Annotated in this window: 28 protein-coding genes and 2 tRNA genes; 22 read left to right on the top strand and 8 right to left on the bottom strand. The window is 64.4% G+C overall.

The annotated features are described in order from the left end of the window. Nucleotides 1-8: 8 nt before the first annotated feature. Nucleotides 9-764 (bottom strand): alpha/beta hydrolase, encoded by a 756-nt coding sequence (locus JOE69_RS05970; protein WP_309796931.1) that lies wholly within the window; start codon nucleotides 762-764, stop codon nucleotides 9-11. 136 nt (nucleotides 765-900) lie between these two features. Between JOE69_RS05970 and JOE69_RS05965 the strand changes: the two genes are divergently transcribed. Next, nucleotides 901-2,190, top strand: coding sequence for a YibE/F family protein (locus tag JOE69_RS05965; protein ID WP_374709676.1), 1,290 nt, complete (start codon nucleotides 901-903; stop codon nucleotides 2,188-2,190). Between the two features lie 96 nt (nucleotides 2,191-2,286). Here JOE69_RS05965 and JOE69_RS05960 read toward each other — a convergent pair whose 3' ends face one another. Next, complete coding sequence (locus JOE69_RS05960) at nucleotides 2,287-2,895, bottom strand: GNAT family N-acetyltransferase (RefSeq protein ID WP_309796928.1); 609 nt, start codon at nucleotides 2,893-2,895, stop codon at nucleotides 2,287-2,289. A gap of 192 nt (nucleotides 2,896-3,087) precedes the next feature. On the opposite strand from JOE69_RS05960, the gene JOE69_RS05955 reads away from it, so the two are divergent. The 10 genes from JOE69_RS05955 (at nucleotide 3,088) to JOE69_RS05910 (ending at nucleotide 13,637) form a co-directional block, all read left to right on the top strand. Beyond that, a complete protein-coding gene (locus tag JOE69_RS05955; RefSeq protein ID WP_309796927.1) occupies nucleotides 3,088-3,603 on the top strand; it encodes a hypothetical protein in 516 nt (171 codons plus the stop codon). Between the two features lie 13 nt (nucleotides 3,604-3,616). Beyond that, nucleotides 3,617-4,546 carry an ABC transporter ATP-binding protein gene (locus tag JOE69_RS05950; protein WP_309796925.1) on the top strand — a complete coding sequence of 310 codons (930 nt, stop codon included), beginning with the start codon at nucleotides 3,617-3,619 and terminating at the stop codon, nucleotides 4,544-4,546. 31 nt (nucleotides 4,547-4,577) lie between these two features. After that, entirely contained in the window at nucleotides 4,578-5,390 is an 813-nt protein-coding gene (locus JOE69_RS05945; RefSeq protein ID WP_296363997.1) for an ABC transporter permease, read from the top strand. A gap of 18 nt (nucleotides 5,391-5,408) precedes the next feature. After that, nucleotides 5,409-6,608, top strand: coding sequence for a sensor histidine kinase (locus JOE69_RS05940; protein WP_309796923.1), 1,200 nt, complete (start codon nucleotides 5,409-5,411; stop codon nucleotides 6,606-6,608). A 23-nt stretch (nucleotides 6,609-6,631) separates the two neighbouring features. Beyond that, nucleotides 6,632-7,240, top strand: coding sequence for a response regulator transcription factor (locus JOE69_RS05935; protein ID WP_296363999.1), 609 nt, complete (start codon nucleotides 6,632-6,634; stop codon nucleotides 7,238-7,240). A gap of 187 nt (nucleotides 7,241-7,427) precedes the next feature. After that, nucleotides 7,428-8,786 carry a family 16 glycosylhydrolase gene (locus tag JOE69_RS05930; RefSeq protein ID WP_309796920.1) on the top strand — a complete coding sequence of 453 codons (1,359 nt, stop codon included), beginning with the start codon at nucleotides 7,428-7,430 and terminating at the stop codon, nucleotides 8,784-8,786. Between the two features lie 126 nt (nucleotides 8,787-8,912). Further along, nucleotides 8,913-10,094 carry a tRNA dihydrouridine synthase DusB gene (dusB, locus tag JOE69_RS05925; protein ID WP_309796918.1) on the top strand — a complete coding sequence of 394 codons (1,182 nt, stop codon included), beginning with the start codon at nucleotides 8,913-8,915 and terminating at the stop codon, nucleotides 10,092-10,094. Beyond that, nucleotides 10,078-11,361 (top strand): deoxyguanosinetriphosphate triphosphohydrolase, encoded by a 1,284-nt coding sequence (locus JOE69_RS05920; RefSeq protein WP_309796916.1) that lies wholly within the window; start codon nucleotides 10,078-10,080, stop codon nucleotides 11,359-11,361. Before dusB ends, JOE69_RS05920 begins: the two co-directional genes overlap by 17 nt. A gap of 162 nt (nucleotides 11,362-11,523) precedes the next feature. After that, nucleotides 11,524-13,398, top strand: a complete 1,875-nt coding sequence (dnaG, locus tag JOE69_RS05915; RefSeq protein WP_309796914.1) for a DNA primase — start codon at nucleotides 11,524-11,526, stop codon at nucleotides 13,396-13,398. A 166-nt stretch (nucleotides 13,399-13,564) separates the two neighbouring features. Further along, nucleotides 13,565-13,637: transfer RNA gene (locus JOE69_RS05910), tRNA-Asn, on the top strand. Nucleotides 13,638-13,709: 72 nt separating this feature from the next. Here JOE69_RS05910 and JOE69_RS05905 read toward each other — a convergent pair. From JOE69_RS05905 to JOE69_RS05890, 4 genes are all read right to left on the bottom strand, one after another. Next, complete coding sequence (locus JOE69_RS05905; protein WP_374709675.1) at nucleotides 13,710-14,117, bottom strand: hypothetical protein; 408 nt, start codon at nucleotides 14,115-14,117, stop codon at nucleotides 13,710-13,712. 47 nt (nucleotides 14,118-14,164) lie between these two features. After that, on the bottom strand, nucleotides 14,165-14,557 hold the full coding sequence (locus JOE69_RS05900) for a hypothetical protein (protein ID WP_309796912.1): 393 nt from the start codon (nucleotides 14,555-14,557) through the stop codon (nucleotides 14,165-14,167). A 120-nt stretch (nucleotides 14,558-14,677) separates the two neighbouring features. Further along, entirely contained in the window at nucleotides 14,678-17,173 is a 2,496-nt protein-coding gene (locus JOE69_RS05895; protein ID WP_309796910.1) for an MprF family protein, read from the bottom strand. Continuing rightward, nucleotides 17,170-18,387, bottom strand: coding sequence for a Bcr/CflA family multidrug efflux MFS transporter (locus JOE69_RS05890; protein ID WP_309796908.1), 1,218 nt, complete (start codon nucleotides 18,385-18,387; stop codon nucleotides 17,170-17,172). The genes JOE69_RS05895 and JOE69_RS05890 overlap by 4 nt, the downstream gene beginning before the upstream one ends. A gap of 198 nt (nucleotides 18,388-18,585) precedes the next feature. On the opposite strand from JOE69_RS05890, the gene JOE69_RS05885 reads away from it, so the two are divergent. From JOE69_RS05885 to JOE69_RS05855, 7 genes are all read left to right on the top strand, one after another. Then, nucleotides 18,586-19,359, top strand: a complete 774-nt coding sequence (locus JOE69_RS05885; protein WP_309796906.1) for a phage holin family protein — start codon at nucleotides 18,586-18,588, stop codon at nucleotides 19,357-19,359. Nucleotides 19,360-19,458: 99 nt separating this feature from the next. Next, entirely contained in the window at nucleotides 19,459-20,112 is a 654-nt protein-coding gene (locus JOE69_RS05880; RefSeq protein ID WP_309796905.1) for a CDP-alcohol phosphatidyltransferase family protein, read from the top strand. Continuing rightward, on the top strand, nucleotides 20,109-21,020 hold the full coding sequence (locus JOE69_RS05875; protein WP_296364010.1) for a DMT family transporter: 912 nt from the start codon (nucleotides 20,109-20,111) through the stop codon (nucleotides 21,018-21,020). The genes JOE69_RS05880 and JOE69_RS05875 overlap by 4 nt, the downstream gene beginning before the upstream one ends. Before the next feature lie 88 nt (nucleotides 21,021-21,108). Beyond that, nucleotides 21,109-22,329 (top strand): glycosyltransferase, encoded by a 1,221-nt coding sequence (locus JOE69_RS05870; protein WP_309796895.1) that lies wholly within the window; start codon nucleotides 21,109-21,111, stop codon nucleotides 22,327-22,329. Nucleotides 22,330-22,409: 80 nt separating this feature from the next. Next, nucleotides 22,410-22,483: transfer RNA gene (locus tag JOE69_RS05865), tRNA-Ile, on the top strand. 154 nt (nucleotides 22,484-22,637) lie between these two features. Then, nucleotides 22,638-22,970: a DUF732 domain-containing protein gene (locus JOE69_RS05860; RefSeq protein WP_309796894.1), complete on the top strand. Its 333-nt coding sequence runs from the start codon at nucleotides 22,638-22,640 to the stop codon at nucleotides 22,968-22,970. A 125-nt stretch (nucleotides 22,971-23,095) separates the two neighbouring features. Continuing rightward, the gene (locus JOE69_RS05855; protein WP_309796892.1) at nucleotides 23,096-23,851 is read left to right on the top strand and encodes an SOS response-associated peptidase; all 756 of its coding nucleotides are present in this window, start codon (nucleotides 23,096-23,098) and stop codon (nucleotides 23,849-23,851) included. Nucleotides 23,852-24,095: 244 nt separating this feature from the next. On the opposite strand, the gene JOE69_RS05850 is transcribed toward JOE69_RS05855, so the two are convergent. Next, nucleotides 24,096-24,428, bottom strand: a complete 333-nt coding sequence (locus JOE69_RS05850) for a hypothetical protein (protein WP_309796890.1) — start codon at nucleotides 24,426-24,428, stop codon at nucleotides 24,096-24,098. A gap of 162 nt (nucleotides 24,429-24,590) precedes the next feature. Here JOE69_RS05850 and JOE69_RS05845 point away from each other — a divergent pair, with 162 nt between their 5' ends. From JOE69_RS05845 to JOE69_RS05830, 4 genes are all read left to right on the top strand, one after another. Next, nucleotides 24,591-24,773 (top strand): hypothetical protein, encoded by a 183-nt coding sequence (locus JOE69_RS05845; protein ID WP_309796888.1) that lies wholly within the window; start codon nucleotides 24,591-24,593, stop codon nucleotides 24,771-24,773. A 61-nt stretch (nucleotides 24,774-24,834) separates the two neighbouring features. Beyond that, nucleotides 24,835-25,173: a helix-turn-helix domain-containing protein gene (locus tag JOE69_RS05840; protein ID WP_309796885.1), complete on the top strand. Its 339-nt coding sequence runs from the start codon at nucleotides 24,835-24,837 to the stop codon at nucleotides 25,171-25,173. Then, nucleotides 25,166-25,738: a hypothetical protein gene (locus JOE69_RS05835; RefSeq protein WP_309796883.1), complete on the top strand. Its 573-nt coding sequence runs from the start codon at nucleotides 25,166-25,168 to the stop codon at nucleotides 25,736-25,738. The genes JOE69_RS05840 and JOE69_RS05835 overlap by 8 nt, the downstream gene beginning before the upstream one ends. Beyond that, a complete protein-coding gene (locus JOE69_RS05830; protein ID WP_309796881.1) occupies nucleotides 25,735-25,884 on the top strand; it encodes a hypothetical protein in 150 nt (49 codons plus the stop codon). The genes JOE69_RS05835 and JOE69_RS05830 overlap by 4 nt, the downstream gene beginning before the upstream one ends. A 52-nt stretch (nucleotides 25,885-25,936) precedes the next feature. On the opposite strand, the gene JOE69_RS05825 is transcribed toward JOE69_RS05830, so the two are convergent. Beyond that, a complete protein-coding gene (locus JOE69_RS05825) occupies nucleotides 25,937-26,254 on the bottom strand; it encodes a hypothetical protein (RefSeq protein WP_309796879.1) in 318 nt (105 codons plus the stop codon). Nucleotides 26,255-26,330: the final 76 nt, after the last annotated feature.

The following is a 26,330-nucleotide window of genomic DNA, read 5'->3' as shown; positions in this document are numbered from 1 at the left end:
CAGTCTCCTTAGAGCTCGGTGAGCAGCCGTTGCGGCAATTGGTAGAGGCGATCGGCCAGCCGGGTGGTCCGGGCCTTGAGCGGAAGCTGGAACTCGCTGCCGAATTGCCGCAGCACGAAGGCCGCGGTCAGCTGGTGCCAGATCGCGACTTTGTCGAACATGAAATGCCCGGCGCCGCGCAGCCGCACGTAGAAGACCTCTTGGGCCAGCCCCACCGCGCGTTCGGCGAAGTGCTGCGAGGAAGGCGCGCTGGTCCACTTGTCCTTGTCGCCGTGGATGATCAACACCTTGCGGTCCCGCACCGGTTCGGTGGGCGAATCCGCATCGGTCCAAGGTGCCAGCGAAACGATCGCTTTCACCAACGGGTCGTCGGCGACCGCGATCGCGACTGAGCCGCCCATCGAGTGCCCGACCAGGTAGACCGGAACGCTCGAGTGTTCTTCGCGAATCTTCTCCAGCGCCCAACGGGCGTCCTGCACCGGCGAGCGTTCCGCCCCGTTCCAGCCGCGGACCCGATTCCGCAACGACCAGACCGAAAGGCCGTAGCGGGATCCCTCCCGGTGCAGGAGCTTGGCGAACGGGATCATTCTGGACGGGCTCAGATGCCGGGCCCGGACCGGCTCATAGGAATTGGCCCGGCCGCCGTGCAGCACCAGGACCACCGCCTTCGTCACGCCGTGCGCCGGCCGGATGGTCAGCACCGGCGCATGGGCCAGAGTTCCCTTCGGGGCCTCATCGGCTTCATCGATCCTGCGTCTGAACACGTTCCCCTCTTCCAGAATCCAAACATTCCCTGTGTTGTCCCGGAGGCCCAGACTATCGGTTTCAACTGTGAGTCCGCTGGCCTCCGCCACCTGAGATCGGTTCTCACGTAGGCTTCCAACCGGAGGTGGTGCGGATATGGGTCACGGGCACTCGCACACGGCTATCAGCGGTTCGGAGCCGGAAACCGGCCGGATGGGTCAGTCAGGGCAACGCCAGGACATGGTGCGGCAACGTGCTGCCCGGCGGCGTGCCGGAATCCTGCTCAGCGCGGTGCTGGTGCCGATCGGCGTGGTCGCGGTGCTGCTCATGGTGCTGCTCTGGCCCAGTGGCAAGACCGCCGATATCTCGCTCGGCAGCCCCTATGCCGCGGCACCGGGTGCCAGCATCGACACCGGGAAGGTGCAGCGCACCGCGCAGGAAGATTGCCCGGGTTCGGCGGTCGGCAGCAAAGACTGCCTGATCGCGTACAGCCAACCGGACGCCGGCGGCGACGTGGTGCCCGTGATGATCAGTCCGGAGATCGCGAAGTCGCCGGGCGTGCACCAAGGGGACACCATCAAGTACGTCAACCTCTCGAAATTGGGCCCCAACCCGAATGGGCCGGCGTACGTCTTCATGGATTTCGTCCGCAGTGCGCCGATGCTGTTGTTGGCCCTGGTCTACGCGGTGGTGGTGATCGCGGTGGCCCGTTGGCGCGGCTTGCGGGCGCTCCTGGGCCTGGTGGGGGCTTACCTGGTCATGGCGTTCTTCATCCTGCCCGGGTTGGTCGAGGGGAAGCCACCGCTGCTCTTGGCCCTGGTCGGCTCCGCAGTGATCATGTTCGGCGTGCTTTACTTCGCGCACGGGGTCTCCGCCCGGACCTCGACGGCGTTGATCGGGACGTTGTTCGGGCTCGGCATGACCGCGGGCATTGCGGCTTGGGCGACGCACGCCACGTATCTGACCGGCTTGGCCGACCACAACACCTATCAGTTGCAATCCGTGGCCGGGAACCTCTCGATTTCCGGGATGATCATGTGCGGCCTGATCATTTCCGGTCTCGGTGTGCTCAACGACGTCACGATCACGCAATCCTCCGCGGTCTGGGAACTCTACGAGTTGGCGCCGCAGAGTTCCGCCCGGAATCTCTTCGCTTCCGCGATGCGAATCGGCCGGGACCACATCGCTTCGACGGTTTACACGATTGCCTTCGCCTATGCCGGCAGTGCGCTGCCGATCCTGATCATGGTGATGCTCTACCGGCTGCCGGTTTTCGATGCGCTCAGCAGTGCCGAACTCGCCGAGGAAATCGTGCGCACCCTGGTCGGCTCGGTTGGCCTGGTGCTGGCGATTCCGGTGACCACCGCAGTGGCCGTGCTCGTGGTGAAGGCGACCGGGCGCAAACGCCTGGCACCGGCAGACGCTCCGGTCCCGTTGGCGTCGTGACCTCTGCGGCGGCCGGGTCGGCCGAGGCCGCCGGATGCAAGACCGCGGGGTGCAAGGCCGCCGGGCCCAAGACCGCGAAGTCCAGTGCCGTCTGGGTCAGTGCAACTTGATCACGGCGTCCAACAACGGCGCATCGAGGGGCCGGTCCGCGTAGATGCAGTGTTCCAGTCCTTGCAACCAGGGATTTTCGAGGACCGCTCCGGCGTCGAATTCGCCACGCCACTGCAGGCTCAGGCCGACTTTCGTCAAAACCGCTGACGAGGCCGGATTGTTGTCCATGACCCTGCCCAGCACCGGGTGGTCGGGCTGCGAGCGAGCAGCGAAGCCGAGCGCCGCGATCGCGATTTCGGTAGCGAAGCCCCGGCCCCAGCTGGCCGGGTCCAGGCGGTAACCCAGATTCCAGGTGCCGGCCACCGCGCCCGTGTCCAGAGGCGTGACTCCACCGGTCCCGATCAGCCTGCCGGCGGCCAAGCCTGCCGTTCCCGCTGTCCCGGCCAGTGGCGCTGCCAGCCTGATCGCCCAGTAGCCGGCCTGGTGGTCCTGCCATTTTCGTTCCGTGGTTTCGATCATGGCCCGGGTGGTGTCGGGTGATTCGTGCCGGCCCTGCGGCAGATGCGCCCAGGTCCGGGGATCCGAGTAGATGGCGTAGACCTCGTCGAGGTCGTCCAGGGTCAGCGGGCTCAGCTGCAGGCGTTCGGTCAACACAGCATCCAGTATGCCCGGCGGCACGGACAGAATCACGGACCGAATACGGACGGAATCCGGTATCGGAGCTCCGATGACAAATGTCATCCGGAGCCGGTGACAACAGTGTGCGGCCCGCAGCCCGGAAGCGGCGCACCATGGATGCAGACGCACCACCGGGGCGCGCCGGATCCCTCAGGAGAAGCTACCGAAATGTCAGGCCAAAGCGTACTCAACCTCGTGATCGCGGCAGCCGTCCTGCTGTGGGTGCTGTACCGCCAATTGCAGCCCCGCCCGGTGAAAGAGGACCGGCCTTACCGTTTGATGTTCGTCCTCGCGGTGCTGGGCACCGTGCAGATCGTCCAACTCGCCGGGCAAACCGAAATCTCCGCCGCCGGCTACGCCGCTTTGCTGATCGGGCTGCTCAGCGGCGCCGGCTTCGGCTGGCTCCGCGGCCGGCTCGTGCACTTCTGGCGCGGTCCGGACGGGACGCTGATGCGGCAGGGCAATTGGCTCACGCTGGTGCTCTGGGTCGTCGGAATCGCGGTGCACCTGGGACTCGACTGGGCCGGCGTGCACCTTTCGCCGGAAGGCCACAGCAGCGGGGCCGAGGCGCTCGGCCTTTCCGGAATCATGCTCTACCTGGCGGTGGCCTTGGCCGCCCAGCGTTTCGCCACGCTGGCCCGGACGCCCGCAGAACGGCAACCGAATACCTTGAAAACCCTCTGATGAAGGACATCCGATGAGCGAACAACTCACCACGGCCGCCCCGCGCGGCAATACCGCAACCGCGCTCTATGCCGTGGACGCGCAGCAGTTGCAGAAGTCTTTCGGCAAAGTGCACGCGGTCAACGGAATCGATTTGCAGATCAAACCCGGTGAGGTGGTGGCCTTCCTGGGCCCGAACGGCGCCGGCAAAACCACGACCATCGACATGCTGCTCGGTTTGAGCAAACCGGACCGCGGTTCGGTGCGCGTCTACGGCAAGAGCCCTCGGCAGGCGATCGCGCACGGCCAGGTGTCTGCGGTGATGCAAACCGGAGGACTGCTCAAAGACCTGACGGTCCGCGAGACCGTGGCCTTGACCGCTTCCTTGTTCGCCGAATCCAGGCCGGTGGACGAATGCCTGGAACGCGCCGGGATCAAGGACATCGGCGACCGGATCGTGAGCAAGTGCTCCGGCGGCCAGCAGCAGCGGCTCCGGTTCGCCATGGCTTTGGTCTCCGACCCTGGGCTGCTGATACTGGACGAACCGACCACCGGCATGGACGTGGAAGGGCGCCGGGACTTCTGGAACGCGATCCACGCCGATGCCAAGCGCGGCCGTACCGTGATTTTCGCAACGCACTACCTCGATGAGGCGGACGCCTATGCGGACCGGATCATCCTGGTCCGCAAGGGTCGGATCGTCGCGGACGGCTCGAGTGCGGAGATCAAATCGCTCGCCTCCGGCCGGACCGTGCGGGCGAGCGTGAGCGGGCTGGACCAGGGCGCGGTCGCGGCGCTGCCCGGCGTGGACAGCGTCGAGCTGCGGGCCGGAATCGTCAGCGTGCACAGCAAAGACTCCGACGCCGTGGCCCGCTACCTGCTGAACCACACCGATGCGAAAAACCTGGAAGTCACCTCGCACAATCTCGAAGACGCCTTCTTGGCGCTCACTTCCGACGACTAATCCACCCGCCAGCCAGAACCGAGGACCTGAGATGTCTACCGCAATCCCCACCAGCATTTCGCTGGAACGAAAAGTCCCGCCGTTCGGCGGTTTCAACCTGACGCTGCTCGGCATCGAGATGAAGCGCCGGTTGCGCAACCGGCGGAACGTGATGTTCGCCTTGGTCCTGCCGGTGGCGATGTTCCTGATCATCGGGCTGCCGCAGAAGGACACCCCGGTCAACCCGGCTCACCCGGTGAGCGCCGGGGGTGTTTCGGTCGCCGCCTACATCATGATTTCGATGGCGGTCTACGGCTGCATGATCACCTCAACCTCGGCGGGCAGCGCCGTGGCGATCGAGCGCTCGATGGGCTGGAGCCGGCAGCTGCGACTCACTCCGCTGACCCCGGCAGCCAATATTTCGGTCAAGGTGGTCGGCGGTTTGCTGCTCGGCCTGATCGCGATCCTGGCCGTCGACGTTGCGGGCTTCGCCATCGGGGTCCGGATGGAGCCGCAGATCTGGATCCTTTCCGGTCTGGGCGGGCTGCTCGGTTCACTGGTCTTCACCGCTTTGGGCCTGTTGGTCGGCTACCTGATCCCGAGCGAGAACGTGATGCAGATCATGGGCCCGGTGATCGCCTTCCTGGCCTTCTTCGGCGGCCTGTTCGCACCGTTGAGCTCGCTCGGCGGAGTTTTCCAGACCATCGGGGTCTGGACCCCCACCTACGGCATCGGCGAAATCGCCCGGGCGCCGTTGACCGGGGACGCCTTCAATTGGCTTGCACTGCTCAATGTCGCAATCTGGCTGCTGATCTTCGCCGCGGGGGCCGGACTGGCTTTCCGGCGGGACACCAAGCGGGTCTGAGCGACGTAAGGTAGGCCCATGCCAGGTGTTCATTACAGCCGATCCGCTGAGGAAGTTGACCAAGACGTCGAGCGGATGACCAGCCGGCTGAGCTGGTTGGCCCAGGACGTCCAGCAGGCGCTCAACTTCCGGGAGCTGTTGACCTCCACCGGCGCCCGTCGTTGGTACACCGGCGCCGGCATCGCGGTCCTGGTCTTCGGCTTCAACAGCTGGCCGACGCTGTTCGACTCCGGCAAGCCGTTGGGCCTGGCGATCAGCTATGCCGTGATCTCGGTGCTGGCCCTGTGCCTCTTCATCGTGATCCCGCCACTGAGTTGGGCGCGCAGCGAGCCCTTCAAAATCGCGATTTGGAGCGTGTTGGCGGCCTTCGGCGTAGCCATGTTTTTGATCGTCGGGCCATCCGGCGGTTGGTTCGCCACCTTTTTGACCGTGTGCGCCGGCATGCAGCAGCATCGGCGCAAGACCGCGCTGATCATCGTGGGTTCGGTTTCGGCGGCGTTGCTGGTCGCGGAACTGGTGCTGGGCCAGACGCTGGAGAACTCGATTGCGATGGCCGCCGTCTCCGGGTCCATCGGCTTGATGATGATCGCCTTCGGCCGGCAGATCGAAGCCCTGCGGGTACTCCGGGAAACCCAGCAGCGCCTGGCGGAGGTCGCGGTCAAGGAAGAACGCAGCCGGGTGGCCCGGGACATGCACGACATCCTGGGCCATTCGCTCACCGTGATCGCGGTCAAGGCGGAATTGGCCGGCCGGCTCCTGGAGGTGTCCCCGGAGCGGGCGGCTGCGGAAATCCACGACGTCGAAGAGCTGGCCCGCGGTGCGCTGGTCGATGTCCGGGCCACGGTGCGCGGCTACCGCGGGGTGAATGTGCTGACCGAATTGGCCAATGCCCGGAGCGCGTTGACCGCCGCCGGAATGGATGCCGAACTGCCCGGAGCCGCGGACGAGGTCCCGGCCAAATACCGGGAACTTTTCGGCTGGGTACTGCGCGAAGGGGTGACCAATATCGTGCGGCATTCCCAGGCGGGCAAAGTGCTGGTGACCATGAGCGCCGGATTCATCCAAATCGACGACGACGGCGCGGGCCCGTCCGCCCCGGGACTCCCGGAGACCGGCAACGGCTTGGCCGGATTGCGCGAACGGGTGGCGGCGCAGAACGCCGCCCTGACCATTGGGCGCTCGGCCATGGGCGGCTTCCGTCTGCGAGTGGAACTCTGAGCGCATGAGGATAGGTTGAAACCATGATCCGGCTCTTGATCGCAGACGACCAGGCCCTGGTCCGGGGCGCGCTCGCCGCGCTGCTCGGCCTCGAATCGGACATCGAGGTGGTGGCCGAAGTGGGCCGCGGCGACGAAGTGGTGGCCGCGGCGTCGGCCGCGGCCGCGGAGGTGGCGCTGCTCGACGTCGAAATGCCGGGGCTGGACGGGATCGCCGCGGCCGCCGCACTGCACGCTGCGATGCCGGATTGCCGGGTGCTGATGGTGACCACCTTCGGCCGGCCGGGCTACCTCCGCCGGGCGATGCAGGCCGGCGCCAATGGATTCGTGGTCAAGGACACTCCGGCGAAGCAGCTGGCGGACGCGGTGCGCAAAGTCCACGCCGGGCTCCGGGTAGTGGACCCCACATTGGCTGCCGAGACGTTGACCAGCGGTGAGAGTCCGCTGACCGAACGGGAAACCGAGGTGCTGCGCGCGGCGGCCGGGGGCGGCACGGTCGCGGACATCGCGAAGGCGACGTTTTTGTCCGAAGGCACAGTCCGCAACTATCTTTCCAGTGCGATGGGGAAGACCGGGGCCCGGACCCGCGGCGAAGCGGCGCACACCGCGGAAGCCAACGGTTGGCTGCTCTGAAAGGTCGCGAACCGCGGCGAATTGCGGTTATCACTTAATGGTGATTACTTATCTTTCTGGGAATTCCGAGAATTAAATGAATTCCGGCAAAAGTCGCACACATTCCGGGTAATCTGTTTTTGGAATGTTTTGTGGCGCAGTTCACAGGGTCGATGGCCGGTGGGCTGCTGAGGCGGAAGGTTGCGGCGTGGTTGATTCGGCATGGAAGAAATGGGGCAGGAGAGTCGCGGCCACGGTTGCGGCGCTGTCGCTCGGCGCATCGGCGGCAGTGGTGGTGTCCGCTTCGGCGGATGCTGCGGCAGCACCGGCGGCGGTGGTCGGCAATTGGACGGACAATTTCGACGGCGGCGCGGGTGCGCGGCCCAATTCGCAGTTCTGGAACTTGGAAACCGGCGGTTCCGGCTGGGGAAACAACGAGCGGCAATATTACACCAATAGCGCGGACAATTCGAAGCTGGACGGGAATGGGAATTTGGTCATTACCGCCCGACGGGACAATGCCGGCGGACTGAATTGTTTTTACGGCCCTTGCGAAGTGACGTCGGCCCGGCTCAATTCCGCCGGCAAGATCTCCGCGAAATACGGTCGGGTGGAGGCCCGGATCAAGGTCCCGGGGCAAAAGGGCGTCTGGCCGGCCTTCTGGATGCTGGGCGAGGACATCGGATCGGCCGGCTGGCCGGCCTCCGGCGAAGTCGACATCATGGAGAACGTCGGGAACAACCCCAGCCAGCTGCTGGGCACGGTGCACGGCCCGGGATACAGCGGAGGCGACGGCATTGGCGGCCAGATCAACAACGGCGCCCCGCTCGGCGACGCGTTCCACAATTACCGGGTGGACTGGGGGCCGGACCGGATCACCTGGTTCCTCGACGACAAGCCGTACCTGAGCGTCGGCAGAGAAGACCTCGGCGGCAAGCAATGGGTCTTCGACAAGCCGTTCTTCCTGATCCTGAACCTGGCCATCGGCGGCACCCTGGGCGGCTCGGTGGATCTGAATTCGATGCCGGCGCAAATGCTGGTCGACTACGTCAAGGTCACCGACCTCGGCGGGGTCAACCCGGTGAAATCGAATCCGCCGACGCACGGCGGTTCCGGTGGCGACCCGTGGGCCGGTTTGAACGTCGAATCTCCGGCAGTCTGGTTAAAGAGCGTTGCCGACGGCCAGGCCGTGGACGTGGACAGCAATGCGGCCAAACCCGAAGGTGCCCGGGTGAATGCCTGGGATTACAGCGCCGGCAACAATCAGCGCTGGCAGATGTATCGCAAGGGGTCGGAGAACCGCTTCGTCTTCCGGAGCATCGGCTCGACCCTGGTCCTGGACAAGGCGATTTCCGGCAACGAGATGCAGCAGTGGGGCTACGGCGGCGGCGCGAATCAGCAGTGGGTCTTCGCCGATGCGCCAGGTGGCAGCCAAGGGCAGATCCAGATCAAGAGCGGCCAGGACAATTCCTGTCTGACCAACAAGGGCCGCGGGCAGCAGATGCGCACCGAGTCCTGCCGCACTGGCGACCGCAACCAAATGTGGACCATCAACGACGCCCGATAGCCCGGCGTCGGCCTTCCGCTCCCGGGTTGCGGCCGGGAGCGGAAGCCGCGGTTGCGCGAAACCGTTGCGACCGGCCCATTGCGGCCGGCCCGGTGCGGATTTTGACCGGTTTGAGAGAATAGCTCTGTGACTGTTGTAGATCTTCCCGCACCCACGGACCGGCTCGAGCTGCCTCCGTTGCGCCTCGGCAATATCACCGTGGACACCCCGGTGGTGCTCGCCCCGATGGCCGGTATCACCAATACCGCATTCCGCCGGCTGTGCCGGGAATACGGCGGCGGACTGTATGTGGCCGAGATGGTCACCTCGCGTGCCCTGGTGGAACGGACGCCGGAGAGTTTGCGGATCATTTCGCACGACGCGGATGAGAAGGTCCGTTCCGTGCAGCTTTACGGGGTGGATCCGGTCACTGTGGGGCAGGCCGTGCGGATGCTGGTCGAGGAAAATTACGCGGACCACATCGATCTCAACTTCGGCTGCCCGGTGGCCAAGGTGACCCGGCGCGGCGGGGGAGCGGCGCTGCCCTGGAAGACCGAGCTCTTCGCCTCGATCGTGCGCACCGCAGTCCGCGAAGCGTCGAAGGGCGATATCCCGCTCACGATCAAAATGCGCAAGGGCATCGACGAGGACCATCTGACCTATCTGGAGGCCGGGAAAATCGCCCGGGATTCCGGCGTCGCCGCGGTCGCGCTGCACGGGCGCACCGCCTCGCAGTTCTACTCCGGCGTGGCCGATTGGTCTGCGATCGCCCGGTTGCGCGAAGCGTTGCCGGATGTCCCGGTGCTGGGCAACGGGGATATCTGGAGCGCCGAAGATGCGATCCGGATGGTGCGGGAGACCGGCGTCGACGGCGTGGTGATCGGCCGCGGCTGCCAGGGCCGACCGTGGCTTTTCGGCGATTTGATGGCCGCGTTCGACGGCGATTCCCGGCGGTTCCGGCCCGGCTTGCAACAAGTCTCGGACACCGTTTACCGGCATGCGCAGCTGCTCATCGAAACTTTCGGCGAGGAGGGGAAGGCGCTGCGGGACATCCGCAAACACATGGCCTGGTACTTCAAAGGCTATGTGGTGGGCGGTGAACTGCGGGCCAAGCTCGCTGCCGTGCCGACCCTTGCGGTGCTGCGCGAACTGCTGGACCAACTCGATATGGAATCGCCTTATCCCGGGGTCGATGCCGAAGGGCCGCGTGGCCGGGCCGGCACCCCCAAGCGGACTGCACTGCCGAACAACTGGCTGGCGGACCGCGATCTGGACGCCGAGCAGCAGGCCAATATCGCGGCGGCGGAATTGGATGTCTCCGGTGGCTGAAATCGTGGCGGAGACTTCGCAGACCACCGGCTATTCGGCCCCGGACGCCGAACGGTTCGTCCAGGAACCGGCCAAGAAAAGCTACCGCAGCCCGTTCGAGCGGGACCGCGCCCGGGTGCTGCATTCGTCGGCGCTGCGCCGGCTCGGCGCCAAGACCCAGGTGGTGGCTCCGGACACCGACGATTTCGTGCGCACCCGGCTCACCCACTCGCTGGAAGTCGCCCAAGTCGGCCGGGAACTGGGCCGGGTGCTCGGCTGCGATCCGGACGTCGTGGACACGGCCTGCTTGGCCCATGATCTGGGCCATCCGCCGTTCGGGCACAATGGCGAGTCCGCGCTGAACGACTTGGCGCACGCGATCGGCGGGTTCGAAGGGAACGCGCAGACCCTGCGGTTGTTGACCCGGTTGGAGCCCAAGGTGTTCACTGCCGAAGGATTGCCGGCCGGGCTGAACTTGAGCCGGGCGAGCCTGGACGCCGCCTGCAAGTACCCGTGGTCGGCGGCCGATGCTCCGGTGATCCATGGCCACCGGACCAGCAAATTCGGGGTCTATGCCGATGACGAGCCGATATTCAACTGGCTCCGCGAAGGCGCCCCGGCTGGGCACAGCTGCATCGAAGCCCAGGTGATGGACTTGGCCGACGACATCTCATATTCGGTCCACGATGTCGAAGACGCGATTGTGGCCGGCCACTTCCAACTGTCCTTCCTGGACCAGCCGGAGACCCGGAGCCGGGTGATCGGTTATACCCGGCAGTGGTACTTGCCGCACGCCGAGGAAGCGGAAATCGATGCGGCCCTGGCCCGCCTGGAAGCGACCGAGGTCTGGGTCCGCGACGCCGACGGTTCCCGGGCTTCGATGGCCGGATTGAAGAACATGACCAGCCAACTGATCGGCCGGTTTTGCCAAAGCGCGCTGGACACCACCCGGGCGATCTACGGACCGGACCCGCTGACCAGGTTCGCCGCCGACGTCGTGGTCCCGGCGGAGACCGTGCACGAGATCGCCGCGATGAAAGGCCTGGCCACCACGTTCGTGATGACCAGCGAAAACCGGCAGCCGATTTACCAACGGCAGCAGGAGGTCCTGCATGAGCTGGTCGCGGTGTTGGCGGCCGGTGGCGACCGGCATCTGGAGAAGATGTTCGCCGCGGACTGGCGCGAGGCGGCGGACGACGCCGGCCGGTTGCGCGCCGTGATCGACCAGGTGGCTTCGCTCACGGATGTCTCGGCATTGGCCTGGCACCAGCGGCTAACCGCGGGTTAGCCATTTTCCATCCGCGACATTTCCTGGTGCTGAAGTAACCCTTGTGACAGCTGAGTTGCCTGCCACCTCCGCTTGGCCGGCAAGTGTCGTCAAAGGAAAGTCGGCTGGGCGCTGATCCTGGGCTTGGCGCGGCTTGTCGTGCCCTTGGCATAAACTCGAGCTGTGGCCGGACTGATCAAACATGAAGATATCGAGGAACTCCGCGCCCGCACTGACATCAAAGAGGTCGTCGAGAGCTATGTGACGCTCAAAAGCGCCGGGATCGGTTCCTGGAAAGGACTGTGCCCGTTCCACGACGAACGCAGCCCTTCGTTCAACGTCCGGCCGCAAGCCGGGCGTTACCACTGCTTCGGCTGCGGCGAGGGCGGCGACGTGATTTCGTTCCTGCAGAAGGTGGACCACCTCTCCTTCACCGAAGCGGTGGAAAAGCTGGCGGCCCGGATCGGTTTCGAGCTGCATTACGAAGACGGCGGTTCCGGCCCGCGCCGCGAAGAAACCGGACGCCGGCAGCGGCTGCTCGATGCGCACAAGATCGCGGCGGAATTCTTCCGGGACCAGCTGCTCAGCCCCGCCGCCGCAGCAGCCCGGCAATTTCTCTCCGGCCGGGGCTTCGACCGGGCGGCAGCGGAACAGTTCGGCATCGGCTTCGCCCCGCAGGGCTGGGATGCCCTGCTCAAGCATCTGCGCGGCCGCGGATTCACCGATGAAGAACTCCGGTTGACCGGGATGTTCTCCACCGGGAATTCCGGGGACCGGTTGTTCGACCGATTCCGCGGCCGGTTGATCTGGCCGATCCGGGACATCGCCGGGGAGACCATCGGCTTCGGCGCCCGGAAGCTCTTCGACGACGATCAGGGTCCCAAGTACTTGAACACCCCGGAGACCATCCTGTACAAGAAGTCGCAGGTGCTCTATGGGATCGACCTGGCGAAGAAGGCGATCGCCAAGGACCGCCAGCTCGTGGTGGTGGAGGGCTACACCGATGTGATGGCCTGCCACCTTTCCGGGGTGGGCACTGCAGTCGCCACCTGCGGAACCGCTTTCGGCGAGGACCACATCAAGGTGGCCCGCAGGCTGCTCTCCGACGACGGCACCGGTGGTGAGGTGATTTTCACCTTCGACGGCGATGCGGCCGGGCAGAACGCCGCGTTGAAGGCCTTCAGCCTGGACCAGCGTTTCGTGGCGCAGACTTTCGTGGCGGTGGAGCCCAGCGGCAAGGACCCCAACGACCTCCGGCAGTCCGGTGGCTCCGAAGCGGTGCAGGCGCTGATCGGGTCCCGGCGTCCGCTCTTCGAATTCGCCATCCGCTCGACGCTCGCCAAATTCGATCTGAGCACCGTGGAGGGCCGGGTGCAGGGGCTCCGCGCTGCAGCACCGGTGGTCGCCGAGATCCGGGACGGCTCGACGCGGGTGGGCTACAGCCAGGAATTGGCGGGATGGCTGGGCATCGCGGACCCGAACGAAGTGCTCCGCGCCGTCAACAATGCCGCGAAGAGCCGTTCCCGTGCGGCCCAGCATGCCGACCCGGCCGGGAAGCCGGCCGAAGAAGCCGCCGGGACGGCGCCTGGCTTCAGCCGCCCCGATCCGCGAGACCCGGCCGCCCGGATGGAACGGCAGGGCCTCGAGGTGGTTTTGCAGCAGCCGGCTTTGCTGACCGCAGACGATTGGCTGCGCTTCGGCGGAATCCAGTTCGCGGTGCCGGCCTACCGCGCAGTGCACGAGGCGATCCGGGCTGCCGGGCAACCCGAGGCGGGGGACTGGCTCCAGGCAGTCACCGAGGAAGCTCCCGAGCCGCTGCGCCCCTTGGTGTCCGAGCTGGCGGTCACCCCGTTGCCCGCGGTGAATGAGGAAGGACTCAAGAATTATTGCCGCTCGATGCTGCGCAGCCTCTTCGAAATGCAACTGACTCGGACAAAAGCCGAGAAGATCGGCGCTTTGCAGCGGATGGATGCGGCTGCGGACCCGGCGGGGTACCAACAACTGCAACGGGAACTCATGGAGCTGGAGATGCAACGCCGGGCGTTGCGCGAAGAGTAGGGCGGCCGAGCACGCCCGCACAAATAGAGCTCGGAATTCGTCCCCGAACCGCCACATCCAACACTTCAGGCTCAGCTTTCACACGATCTGTTCTGGCGTGTTCCGAGCACCGCGGTTCTCGATTTCACAGAGCTGAAATCCTTTGTTAGAGTAGTACTCGCTTCATTCCTCCTTAGCTCAATTGGCAGAGCATTCGACTGTTAATCGAAGGGTTGCTGGTTCAAGTCCAGCAGGAGGAGCGAAATATCCCAAAAGGGCCTCTGATCAGCGGAAACGTTGTTCAGGGGCCCTTTTGCTTGGTGGCGTGGTGCTCAGACGAAGTCCATTTCCACTTGGAGGAAGCGTTCCGCTTCGGCGATCGCGGCGTGGAACGCCGCAGTTTCGGTGCCGGCCCGGCGTGGGTCCTTCGGCTGCCAACCGTGCACCGCAGAATGCACCCGGACTACCGTCCCGTCCGGCGGCGCATAGAAGATCCCGAAGCGTTGCAGCGGCCATTCTGCGGAGGTTTCCGGTGCCACCAGCAAGGCCGCATCCAAGGCCGGATTGTGCCATTGGGCAATCGGCCGGCGGCGGTCTTCGACGAAGAGCCCGGCGGCGAATGAAGCCGCCGAGCCCGCGCTGGATTGCCGGCAAAGCCGTTCCCACCACAAGGGTAGGAGCGCCTCGTCTTTGCGCATCCAAGTAGCCGGAATCGGCGGCGGTTCGGCGGCTGAGCCCACGCTTGCATTTTAGACTCCAGAACCCGCCCGGAACAGAACCCGCCGGATCAGGCCGGAAGCATCCGCGGCTGCCGGACCGGTTGCTCCGATGCCGTAGCGGCCGATGCGGGGGCGACCGGTGCGGGGGCGACGTCGGCGTGCTCCTTCGCCGCCTTGGCTTGCCGGCGCCGGCCGAAGACCGCCCACAGCGAAGTGCCCAGTAGTGGCAGGAAGAGCACCACAGCGACCCAGAGCACGGTCCGGGCGATGCCGCCGTGCTCCTGGTATTCGGCCAAAGCCCCGACCCAGCCGATCAGCATCAGCAGCAAGGCGAGCAGGCCGAGCCCGGCCAGGAGCAGCAGGGCCACGGTGCCGATGGTGCCCATCCCGGCGAGCTTGCTGAACATGCCGCCGGATTCGGCGGCGTTGACGGCGGTGCTGGAAGCCAAAATGATGCCCATGATCTGTCCTTCGGGGGAAGCTGGATTTCTTCTTGCTTCCACGATGCCGCAACGGCCATCTCCCGGGGATCGCCGTCCGGAATGATTGTTCCCGGCAATCGTTCAGACCACGGTATGAGCTCAGCGCGAGATCAACTGGCGCAGCATCTGGGTGCGCTGCCGGCCGGATAGCCCCGGCAAATAGGCTTCGGAGACCGCCAGCGCGATCGAGGGCAGCGCGAGCGAATCCTGGTAATACATGTACAGCGTCCGGTACGAAGGCTGGAACCGCGATTTGAAGGCGGCCAGGGAGCGGAATCCGTAAAACGGCTCCAGGGCTGCCGCCAAAGATGAGAGCAGACGTTCCATGCCGTCCTGCGGTTCCTCTCCGGCTTCCGGGTTCGCGGTCCCGGCGAGCGGGGACCCGGAGAGCGAAATGCTGTCCACCGAGTTCTGGAAGCGCTTCACGGCGCAGGCGATCATGAATTCCATCACCCCGTTGAACGAATCCGGGTGCCGGCGCATGAAGTCCAGGGTCCAGGAGACGATTTCGCCTTTGGCATAGACCGGCAGCCAACTGGTGACCGCCAGTACCGCTCCGGTTTCGTCGACGGCCAGGCAGCAGACCACCGATTCGTCTTTGAGTTCGTCCAGCCCGCCCAGAGTGAAGCCCAATTGCGGCAGCGCTTTTTCGGCCACCCATTCTTCGCTCAGTTGCGCGATCTGGGCGCGGAGTGCCGGGGAGAACGAGGAGAAGCTGCCCCAGTGGTCGGTGATCTCGAGTTTCCGGGCTTTGTTCAGCGCGGTTCTGACGTTTTGCCACTCTTTGCCCTTGAACGTCTGCGCGGTCACGTCCAGACGGGTTTCTTCGGCGACCTCCAAGGGATGGAACCCCAGCTCGGCCAAGGCGGTGCCCAACTCGGCGGGCGCGGAGTAGAAGCAAGGCACCAGACCGAGTTCGATGCAATGCGAAACGAAGCCGCGTGCGGCATCGCCGATCCAGCGCGGATCGCCGAAGGGCTCGGCGACGGTGAGCGCCACCCCGTGGTGCACCTGGTAGGCGACGCCGGCCTGACCGTCCGGGGTGAACCAGAAATGGTTGCCTTCCCAGAGCGCCATATGGGACAGCGAACCGCCGCCGCGCCGGATCAGCAACCCGGCCTGCCGCGCGTCGGCCGCTTGGTCCTTGCTCAAGCCGCCGAAGCGGCGGTAATCGCGCACCAGGAGGTAGAGGATCACCGCCCAGATCGCGGCGGCGCCGAAGTTGTAAAGCAGCGTCGAAACCAGCCCCTGCGGGAGGAAGATGTCGAACGGGAGCGGGAACGGGATCAGCAAATGCGGCAGCTGGGTGAGCAGGTCTTCGATACTGGAGTTGGCGAGATTGTCTTCGGCGAACCAGGCCAGCGCATAGACCACGAGCAATGAGGCGGCGAGCCCGAATGCGGTCCGGGCCAATGCCCGCCGGCCCGCAGCGCTGGACCGGACGCCGAACGCTGCCTTGGTGCTCCAAAGCACCGCCAGGATCAGTGCCGGAGCCAACAGGGTGGGCACGATGTAGGCGAACAGCACGCCGAGGTTTTCGCTGCTGAAATCGGTCAACGAAGAACCGTAGAAGATCAGCAGCATGAACACCGTGAAGGCGAGCACGTAGCTTTGCACGCCGAGGGTGATCCACCAGGAAAGCCGTCGTCCGCGCCGCAGCCCGTCCGCGCAGACCAGGAGCAGCAGCACCGGGATCAAGGTCAGCAGCACTGCGCCGGGGCTGGAAATGCCCACGGTGTCCTGCAAGGTGATGCAGGCCGGGTCGCTGCCGCAGATGTCGCTGAGCGTCTGTTTGTCCGGAATCGATTGCAGCATCAACTGATTGGCCAGGGAGAGCGGTCCGATCGCGAAGCCGGCACTGAGCTGGCTCAGCAGCGGGCCGACGGCGAAGACTGCCACCCCGGTGGAGACCAGCACCCGGGTCTCGCGCAGGCTCGAGTGACGGAGATGGTGGTCGGTCGAACGCCGCAGCAGCAGTGCTCCGAGGCCGATGCCGACGATGGTGCCGACCAAGGCGATGATGGTCTGCCCGGTGCCCAAGTACAGCGCGAACATGATGGTCACCGCGAGCAGCCAACTGCGCACCCGACGCCGCCACAACGAATCCATGGCCGCAGTGGACATGCCCAAGGCGCCGCACAATCCGCCGAAGCTGCCGATCTGCAGGTCGCCGGCGAGGTAACCGAACCATCCGATGTCGTTGTTGAGCCCCCATTCCAGCAGCAGACTGAGCAGGAAGGCGCTGAGCACGGCACTGACCACGAAGGCCAGCACGGTACGCCAGATTCCGGCGAAGCGGGTGGCCAGGCAGAGGCCGAGGAACAGCAGAACGGCCGCCACCAGGTATTCGACCAGGTTGCCCGCGAAGAAGCCCGAGGTCAGCAGCGCCCAGGGGCGGCTGTACGGCGTGCTGAAGTCCAGCCCGACCACTTCGAGCAGTTCGGACGACGGTCCGGAAACCAGAGCTCCGGTAAGCAGGCCGGTCAGCAGGAAAAGCAAGGTGACCGCGGCCGGCATGGACCACACCGCAGGACTCCGCCAGGCTCGCCGCCTCCGGTCGGGTTCGGCAATCACCGGCTCGGCTGGGCTGGTCACAGGGGCGGCACTTTCTTCGGCTGGACGACGAGCCAGAGCGTGAGGATGCCCAGGCCGATGCATGCTGCCATGATAGCGCCCATGGGGGTCGCGGTACTGGTTCCCCAGGCGCCGACCAGTGGAGAGATCACGCCGGCCAGGCCGAAAGTCGCGGCGCCCAGCAGGGACGCGGCGGTACCGGCTCTGGCGCCGTGGTTGGCCAAGGCGATCACCTGCACACAGGGGAAGATGAATCCGGTGGCCAAGATGTAGAACCAGAGCGGAATCAGGGTGCCGAAGAAGCCGAGGCCGATCCGGTCGAAGACCACGATCAGCACGGCCATGCTGAATTGCACTGCGGTGGCGACCGCGATCACCCATTGCGGGCCGACCCGGCGGACCACCCGGGCGCTGACCTGGACACCGATCACCACGGCAATCGAGTTCAGTGCGAAGAGCAGTCCGTACTGCTGCGGACTCAAGCCGTAGATCCCTTGGAAAACGAACGGCGATGCGGAGAGGTAACTGAACAGCCCGGCGAAGTTCAGCCCGCCCAGGAGCAGCATCCCGACGAAGATCCGGTCGGAGAACAGCACCCGGTAGCGGCTCAGCATGCTGGTCTGCGATTTGCGCAGCTCCGGGGGCAACGTCTCCACGATCAGGAAAACCGCCGCGACCAGTACCAATAGGCCGTAGCCGCTGAGCAACCAGAAGATTCCGGGCCAGGACATGAAGGAGAGCAGTTGGGAGCCGATCAGCGGCGCCACGATCGGGGCCATGCCATTCACCAGCGCCAACCGGGACATCATCCGCACCAAGGGGTAACCGGAAAACAGGTCCCGCACCATCGCCATGGCCACCACGCCGCCTCCGGCGGCGCCGATGCCCTGCAACACCCGGAAAACGCCCAGCATGGTCACATCGGTGGACAGCGCGGCGCCGATCGAGGCGAGCACATGGATCGCGGTGGCCACGATGAGCGGGAGCCGGCGGCCCAATTTGTCGCTCAGCGGCCCGACCACCAGCTGGCCGGCCGCGAAACCGATGGTTGTCGCGGCCAGGGTCAGTTGCACCGCCGCCGCACTGACTCGGAGATCCGCCTGCAGGATCGGGAATGCCGGAAGATACAAGTCGATGGTGAACGGCGCCAATGCAGTGAGCAGCCCCAAAACGACGATGTAGACGAGTTTCTGCCGTTTGCTCAGGGCATCGCCGGGGTGCGTCAGGGTGCTCACGATGGTTCCTTAGGGGTTTTCAGGCAACTGGTGCGGCGCTGACGGTTCCGATCTGCTCATTCTAGGCGCTGGCAATCCGGGCAGCCAGCTTGTCCGGTGCCCGCGGCGACGACCCGTGGCGAAGCCGTGGCAGCACGGTTCGGCAGCCGAATGGTAATTTTGACAGGTAGACCGGCCACAGCCATGGAGGCAGCACCGATGAGTAGTCCCCGAACCGATTCAGCCGGTGCACCCGGCGACAACTCGCTGCTCGGCAATGCCCAGGCCCTTTTCCGATTGGCGCCCCGGCAGTTCAGCGACGAGATCAGCCTGGCCAAGGCCGAGCTCAAAAGCAAAGCCGGGCTGCTCGGCTTCGGCGCCGGAATGTTCGGTGCGGCCCTGGTGGTGCTCGGGCTGCTCGTCATCGCCCTGGTGGTCGCCGCGATCATGGGCCTGGCCACGGTCATGTGGCCGTGGCTGGCAGCCTTGGTGGTGGCCTTCTTCTTCCTGGTGCTGATTGCGATTGCGGTGCTCTGGGGGCTGAAAAAGGTCAAACAAGCGCTTCCGCTGCTGCCGGAAGAGGCAATCCGCGGGATCAAGCACGATATCGGCGTGCTCAGCCAAGGCGCCGAATTCGATCCGCAGACCTTGGTCAAACCCGAGTTGAGCAAAGCCGAGAAGCAAGCACTCAAAGAAGAAAAGGCGGCCAAAGCCGCCGAAGCCAAGGCCGAGCAGGAAGCGAAAGCCGCCGAAGCCGATCCGGTGCCGTCCGAAGCCGAGTTGCGCGAACGCATCGAGACCCGTCGCAAGCACTTGCTCCGGGTCCGGGAAAGCCTGATCGAACGGATGGACGTCAAGAAGCAGGCCAAACAGCTGATCGACGATCCGGATTCCGCGCTGAACCAGGCGCGGGAGCGTTGGCTGCCGTGGAGCATTGCCGCGGTTTCCACGGCGACCTTCTTCGTGCTGCTGCGAAAGTTGCTCAAAAGATAGCCGGTTTACCGCGCGGGAGACGCTGGCTTGACCGGCTCACCCTGTAGACAGGTTTATGTAGGTGTCCGGGAATGACGAGCAAGGTGTGAGGGGGCGTGGATGAGACTGATCGGCGCTGGCTCGCGTCCCGGGCGGCCGATCGTGGACCACGACCGGATCTTCACCATCCCGAACGCGCTCACCGTGGTCCGCTTTCTCGGGGTTCCGCTGTTCGTCTGGTTGGTCTTGGCCAAGGACGAGTACGGCTGGGCGGTGCTCGTGCTCGCGGTCATGGGCAGCACCGACTGGGTCGACGGCTACATCGCCCGGCGCTTCGACCAGGCGTCGAAGCTGGGCCGGATCCTCGATCCGGTGGCGGACCGGATCGCCCTGATCACCGTCGCGATCACCTTGGTGATCGCGGGGATCGCGCCGTTGTGGCTGCTCGCCGTCATCGTGCTTCCGGACGCAGTGCTGACCACGACCTCGCTGCTGTTCTTCCGCTGGCACCCGGATCTGCCGGTCAGCATCATCGGAAAGCTGCGCACTGCAGCACTGCTGCTCGGTACTCCGATGCTGCTGCTGGCCCGGGCGATCGGTGCCGAACCGAATGCCCTGACCTATATCGCTTGGACCTTTCTGGTACTCGGCATCATCGGGCACCTGATCGCGGCCTACAACTATTTCTGGGCCATCGTGCGCAAGCACCGGGAACTGCATTTCCCCTTGCCCGAGGCCGGTTCCGCCGAGCCGACGGAACGCGGCAAAGCATGATCTGGATCGCGGTCGCCTGCGCGGTCGCCGGCGCGTTCTTCCTGGCTTTCGGTGCGCAACGGCAGGGCAGCGCGGTACAGGCGAACACCGGTGGTCTAGCCTTGGGCGGCAACGGGTTCATGCGCTTGTTGCGCAATCCGCGCTGGGTTTTCGGATTGTTGCTGCTGGGCGCCGGGATGCTGCTCAACGTCGTCGCGCTCAGCATGGGGACCTTGACCGTGATCCAGCCGATCGGCGCGATCGCGCTGGTGATCACCACGGTGGTCAATTCGAAAGACCAGGGGATCCGGCTGAACCGGGCCACCATCGTGGCGATTACCGCCTGCGTCGCCGGGAGCGCGATTTTCGTGCTGCTCGCGGTCAATGTGGTGCGTGAGAATACTCACGTCACAGCCGAAGAAGAACTGACCATCGCGCTGCTGTTGGTGATCGTGATCGCAGTCTTCGGCGGTTCGGTGCTGCTGTGGCGGCATCGGCTGAAGGCGTTTTTCTACATCATCGGAGCCGGGGTGCTGTTCGGCTTCGTGGCCGTGCTCACCCGGATCATTTCGAAACAGCTGCTGGACCCGAACGGCTTGTTCCTGCTGAATGTGCAGTGGTATTCGATCGTCGCGATCGCCGCCGCCGGGGGGTTGGGCTCCTGGTTCGTGCAGAGCGCCTACGCCTCCGGACCGCCGGATTTGGTGATCGCCGGCCTCACCGTGGTGGACCCGATGATCGGGATCGCGATCGGGATCATCATTTTGAATGAACTTCAACCCAATGTGCCCGCCGTGATCGCAATTGCCATGGGTGCGTCCGCATTGCTTGCTATCGTGGGTGTCGTTGCGCTCTCGAGGCACCACCCGGACGTGGTGAAACGCAAACGGGACGCCCGGGATGCGGCCAAGCGGGCGCAGCGGAAATAGCGAACGACGGCGCACCCGCCGGAAGCCAGCTTGACGCCGTCGGCCGTGCCGGCTGCAATGGCGTCAGGCACCTCAAGATTGGACGACTGTGACCCCGACTCGTGAAGCTGCCGAGCCACGCAAGCCCCTGGTGATTTTGATCGCGGCGGAAACCTACCCGCCGACCATGAACGGTGCGGCGCAGTTCTGCTACCGCCTGGCCAAGGGAATGGGCGCCCGCGGGCACGAAATTCACGTTTTGGCACCGCAGCCGGAGGTCGGGCCCAGCTACACCGAGATCCGGCCCGAGGCCGAGGTGCACCGGCTGCGTTCGCACGCGATGTTCACGAATCCGGACTTCCGGATTTGCTTCCCCTGGGAGATCAAGCGCGAAATCTCGCAGCTCTTCGATCGGATCAAACCCGATGTGGTGCACATCCAGTGCCACTACATGATCGGCAAGGCCACCATGGAGGAATGCGTCCGGCGCGGCATCCGGGTGATTTCCACCAACCACTTCATGCCGGAGAACCTGAATCCGTTCTTGCCGTTCCCGGAGTGGTTCCTGAAGATCATCGCCCGAAACTCTTGGCGGGACATGGGCAAGATCATGCGCAAAGGCGCCGTGGTCACCACCCCGACGCAGTTGGCCGCCGATGCGATGAAGAAGCTGGCCAAACTCGACCAGGTGCTGGCGGTCTCCAACGGCATCGATTCGGCGGCCTACGAGTTGCAGCCCGGCGAAGAAATCGACCGGCCCGACTATCCGACGGTGCTCTTCGCCGGCCGACTCGCCGAGGAAAAGCACGTCGACGTGCTGATCCGGGCGATCGGCAAGCTGCCGGAGGAACTGAACGCGCATCTGGAGATCGTCGGCGGCGGCGAAGTCCGACCGGCGTTGGAAGATCTGGTCGCGAAGCTGGGCTTGGCGGACCGGGTGCGCTTCCTGGGACTGATCTCGGACGAGGAATTGCGCGAAGCCTATATCCGCGCTTCGGTGTTCGCGATGCCCGGTACCGCGGAGTTGCAGTCGCTGGTTTCGCTGGAAGCAGCCAGTGCCTCCACGCCGCTGGTTTTGGCCGACGCGATGGCCTTGCCGCACCTGATCGACGGCGACAAGAACGGCTTCTTGTTCCGGCCCGGCGACAGCGACGATCTGGCGGCCAAGATCCGCACGATCCTGGAGTTGCCGGAAGCCGAACGGGCGGCCATGGGGGCCGCGAGCAAAGCCGTGGCCGAGCGGCACAGCCTGGCCGCGACGCTGAGCACGTTCGAGGACCTCTACTACGGCGCCGGCTATGCAGACGTGCTGGCCGGGCACAGCAACTGAGCGGTTCATCATGATTGGGCTGGCCGTCCACTAAGCTGGACGGGTTGGGTTTTCGCGGATCGCCTCCGTGCTGCCCGCAAGGGGCCATAGCTCAGCTGGTTAGAGCAGGGGACTCATAATCCCTTGGTCCTGGGTTCAAGTCCCAGTGGCCCTACCCCGGAAATAAAGGGATGCAGTGCCCTCGCCGCCGAGTCGGGGCGAGGGCACTGCACCCTATTCTGCACCTTATGCATTTTTGCAGTGCCTTCGAGACCTCCTTGATCTGGACATGAGAATCCGCCACTCACTTCCAGATCAAAGGACCTTCGATGAATATTTCACTGAAAAGAACCATGTTTTCGTTTGCTCTTGTGGCCGCGGGCATCGCTTCGATCGCGGGCTGCGCTTCGCCGGAAAGGACTATGTCTGATCAGTCGTTTGTTGCTGATGTGCGCCCGCTGCTCTCAGAAGAGGGTCTAGGAGGGCAAAAGGACGCGGACCTGGTCCAGATGGCCAAAGACACTTGTAAGCAGCTTGAAGGGGGCGCAACGGCCGATGAGGTCATGGTCCCGGTGCGTGTCGCGGACACGACAGTGCTCGCAGCGGAGATCGGCGTCGTGATCGGTGCCGCGAAGATCTATTACTGTCCGGCACAAAAATAGGCGCCCCTTCGAGGTGTTCCTCAAGAAGGGGCGCCGCAAACCGTGAAGGTTTCGCCGGGGAAGGCACCTCCAGTTTAAACCGGCCCGGTCAGAATTAAAAGCTGCCTGCGGCTGATGACTCCAGGATGGATCGGTCGTATGCTGTGCGCATGTGTGGGCGCTACGTGGCTGAGCTGAAAACTTTCTGGGCAGATAATTTTTGGAAGATCTACCGGGGCCAGGACGTGTCCTTCGAGTGGGAAGACCGCTTTAGTGTGGCTCCGTCGAATCATGCGCCGATCCTGCGGGAGCACCTGGACGAGGACGGCGAGGTGCGACGGGTCATCGAGACCGCGAAGTGGGGCTATGAAGCTCCCTGGGTCACAGAGGGCGATAAGAAGCCGCGCCCGATCAACGCGACGATTGAGAAGCTGAATACAAGCGGGATGTGGAAGCCTCCACTGTCATCTCAGCGGATCGTGGTCCCGATGTCCGGGTATTACGAATTCGTGCCCACAATGGTTGACGGCAAGGAAGTGAAGGTGCCGCACTTCATCCACCATCGCGAAGGGGCTTTGCTGATGGCTGCTGGGCTGTGCAGTGCACGGGAGACCCCGGAAGGCTGGGTCCACACCTACACGATTGTGACCAGGCCCGGTAAAGACGCTGCCGGGGAGGTCCACGACCGGATGCCAGCTTTCCTCACTGCTGAGGGTGTGGATCACTGGCTGGCCCCGGAGAAGCTGGACCAGGGCGGCCGGGCTGAGATCGTGGATTGGCTAGAAGCCGAATCGGAGCGGCTGACCCCCGATCTGGTCGAATACGCGGTGGACCGGAAACTGAACAATACGAGGACGGTCAACCCTTTTGACCCTACGTTGATTCTTCCGGCACCGGTCTGATCGTGGCTACCCTGTCGGAGTCGTACCACTGGGTCAGGATACCGTCTGTGGCGTCCGGCCAGGGGATCGCGACCCTGACTGCACCTCACGGCCCCGGAACGTACTCCAAGGCCAGGCCTTGGGCTTCCTGGGTGGTGTAGTCGGGCATCGGCAGCGCTACCGTGACTGGGAACGGGCTCAGCGATCCGGAAGGTTTCTACGCTTTTGCGGAGCGTGTAATCGTCAATACTGTGCGGCAGGTGCTTCACGACTGGTCCTTGGGGATGCGCGTGACCGCGTTGGCCCACACCCAGATTTTGTACTGTGTGAAGGATTCTTTGTGCCAGAAGTCTATTTCGACGGCACACGGTGACCAGCCGGTCACAAAGGCTTCGACCTCGACAGCAATGCTGGGGAAGTTGATCCAGGCTTTCACGAATGGCTGCTCTTCACTGCTGGGGATCCAGGTGATTTTGTCGCCCTTGGAAATCACCTGCGGCCAAGTCAGGGCTATCGGTCGTTCACGGCTCGCCGCCTCAGCCGCACGCTGGGCGTGCAGCTTGTCGTAATGGTCCGCGTAGCGTCGATTCGTCCCCACAACCGCAGTGTAAGACCGGGAGCACTGTTCGAACAAGTGTTCGAACTTGAGGCGGCGGAGGAAGTTTTCAACGAAACACTTGCAACACCCAAAAAGTGTGTGTTATGATTGTTGTATCAGCAAGGGAGGGAAGCTCCCAGCTACGAAGCCCAGGAGGGCCACATGTTCACCAACGCAACCGCCGCAGAATACGTCATCTCCGCCATCGAGAACGGCGACGCCAGCCGCGAAGACTTCAACGTCGAAGCCATCGCTTCCGACCTTCATGACATCGCCGGTTGCTGGAATGTCGCGGAGGTTGACGCCGATGAGTTTTGGACCGTCGTAGAGCGTCACGCACGCTAAAGCAAAGAACGTGCCCCACCCGCTAAAGGGTGGGGCACGTTCTCACCTGGAAGGGGTGGAGATGTCTGATCTGAAAATGTCATCAGCTGAGGTCGCTGCGACAAGGAAGCTGATCGGGCTGACGCTCAGCGAACTCGCTGATGAGCTTGGCGTAGGGATCAGCGCGGTTCGTGATTGGGAGCGTGGCCGCTTCTCGCCCCGTGAAGGGCTGGTGCGCGCCCTGCTTGATCTTCGAGAAGTCCACGACCGTGAGGTTTCCCGACTCCTTGTGGCTGCCGTCGCAGGCACCCCGATCCATTTACCTGCTGGGCCGAAACCGAAGGGCTGGTACCTCGCTTTAGGGGCGCGCGTGATTGACCGATTCCCGGACGCCATACTCGACTGGGCGGAGCATGGCTAACCAGCGCCCGCGCACGGCTCAGCAGCTCGCACGCGTCGCCGAGCTGAGAGAGCGCGGGATGACCGGCCCGCAAATCGCCAAAGAAATGCGACTCTCAACCACAAGGGTTGAAGTCCTTCTAAGGCAAGCTGGCTTCAGCGGAAAGGTGAAGCAGCCGGAAAGGCACGGTATCCCGGCCCGCTGGAAGGCTGGGTGCAGGTGTGAGCTATGTAAAAACGCCCGCCGGGACTACAGGCAGGCCGAGTACCAGAACGCCCGAAAGCGAGCCATCGACGCTTGGGAAGCAGGGGAGCACTCACCCGGCCCGCTATGCCCTTGCCCGGCTTGCCGTAAGGCTGCGGCGGTCACTCTCTCCGCGCGGCTGGAGCGCACCCAGGCCTGCGCGGTGGAGCATGGGCAGCCGTGGACTGCCGACGAAGACGAAAAGGCGCTGGACCGTAGATTCAAGATCGAAGACATCGCAAGGAGCCTGGGGCGTACCTATGCGGCCGTAGCCAACCGACGCCGGTACCTAGCCCGCAAGCGCAAAACACAACGCGACCAAGACGATACGCTGGAATCGTGAGAATCATTGGCACCTTCCGCGACCCCGACGGCATCCTCAGCGACGCGACAATCGAGCGCGATGTCTATCCGGATGATGCTGTTGAGCAGCTCAAAGCCCTCAACCCAGAAGGGTGTACCTTCCTGCACATGAAGGTACACCGGTAGACACAAAATTAGCCCCCGCCCGGTGGGGGCGGGGGCTAATCGTATGGTGCTCTTAGCCGACTAGCTCGGACTGCCTTGCTGCCGCGACTTCTTCCCAAGGGATTTGCTCGGGTTCGCTGCTGGGAATTTCGACAGCGCGGCCACCAGCGACGTGGACCGCTGTCATGATGCAGGAGAAAGCCAGCGACTCGGCGCGGGCTTGGTCTTGATCTTCTACCGTGATGGTCACACCGAGCTTTCGCTGCTTTGCGTCCATCCATACGGAGGAGTCGAGCATCCCGGGTACAGATGCTTCCAGGTCGATCAGGGCATCAGCGAAGCGTGTGAATTCAGATTCCATGTCGCTGTGTCCGCTGAGCTTGAATTCCATTGAGTGCGTGAGCATAATCATCGTCTAGCCACCACCTTCCCCGTGTAGCAATCTTGCCGATAAAGCCATTTGATGC

Origin of the sequence: Arthrobacter russicus (assembly GCF_031454135.1) — a bacterium.
In the GTDB taxonomy this organism is placed as follows: Bacteria; Actinomycetota; Actinomycetes; order Actinomycetales; family Micrococcaceae; genus Renibacterium; species Renibacterium russicum.
This window is presented reverse-complemented; position numbering and strand designations above follow the sequence as displayed.

Excerpts from the sequence above, each read along its gene's own strand:
- JOE69_RS05965 (WP_374709676.1), top strand. The coding sequence starts at position 901 with ATGGGTCACGGGCACTCGCACACGGCTATCAGCGGTTCGGAGCCGGAA.
- JOE69_RS05955 (WP_309796927.1), top strand. The coding sequence starts at position 3,088 with ATGTCAGGCCAAAGCGTACTCAACCTCGTGATCGCGGCAGCCGTCCTG.
- JOE69_RS05950 (WP_309796925.1), top strand. The coding sequence starts at position 3,617 with ATGAGCGAACAACTCACCACGGCCGCCCCGCGCGGCAATACCGCAACC.
- JOE69_RS05945 (WP_296363997.1), top strand. The coding sequence starts at position 4,578 with ATGTCTACCGCAATCCCCACCAGCATTTCGCTGGAACGAAAAGTCCCG.
- JOE69_RS05940 (WP_309796923.1), top strand. The coding sequence starts at position 5,409 with ATGCCAGGTGTTCATTACAGCCGATCCGCTGAGGAAGTTGACCAAGAC.
- JOE69_RS05935 (WP_296363999.1), top strand. The coding sequence starts at position 6,632 with ATGATCCGGCTCTTGATCGCAGACGACCAGGCCCTGGTCCGGGGCGCG.
- JOE69_RS05920 (WP_309796916.1), top strand. The coding sequence starts at position 10,078 with ATGTCTCCGGTGGCTGAAATCGTGGCGGAGACTTCGCAGACCACCGGC.
- JOE69_RS05900 (WP_309796912.1), bottom strand. The coding sequence starts at position 14,557 with ATGGGCATCATTTTGGCTTCCAGCACCGCCGTCAACGCCGCCGAATCC.
- JOE69_RS05885 (WP_309796906.1), top strand. The coding sequence starts at position 18,586 with ATGAGTAGTCCCCGAACCGATTCAGCCGGTGCACCCGGCGACAACTCG.
- JOE69_RS05880 (WP_309796905.1), top strand. The coding sequence starts at position 19,459 with ATGAGACTGATCGGCGCTGGCTCGCGTCCCGGGCGGCCGATCGTGGAC.
- JOE69_RS05875 (WP_296364010.1), top strand. The coding sequence starts at position 20,109 with ATGATCTGGATCGCGGTCGCCTGCGCGGTCGCCGGCGCGTTCTTCCTG.
- JOE69_RS05860 (WP_309796894.1), top strand. The coding sequence starts at position 22,638 with ATGAATATTTCACTGAAAAGAACCATGTTTTCGTTTGCTCTTGTGGCC.
- JOE69_RS05855 (WP_309796892.1), top strand. The coding sequence starts at position 23,096 with ATGGATCGGTCGTATGCTGTGCGCATGTGTGGGCGCTACGTGGCTGAG.
- JOE69_RS05845 (WP_309796888.1), top strand. The coding sequence starts at position 24,591 with ATGTTCACCAACGCAACCGCCGCAGAATACGTCATCTCCGCCATCGAG.
- JOE69_RS05840 (WP_309796885.1), top strand. The coding sequence starts at position 24,835 with ATGTCTGATCTGAAAATGTCATCAGCTGAGGTCGCTGCGACAAGGAAG.
- JOE69_RS05835 (WP_309796883.1), top strand. The coding sequence starts at position 25,166 with ATGGCTAACCAGCGCCCGCGCACGGCTCAGCAGCTCGCACGCGTCGCC.
- JOE69_RS05825 (WP_309796879.1), bottom strand. The coding sequence starts at position 26,254 with ATGGAATTCAAGCTCAGCGGACACAGCGACATGGAATCTGAATTCACA.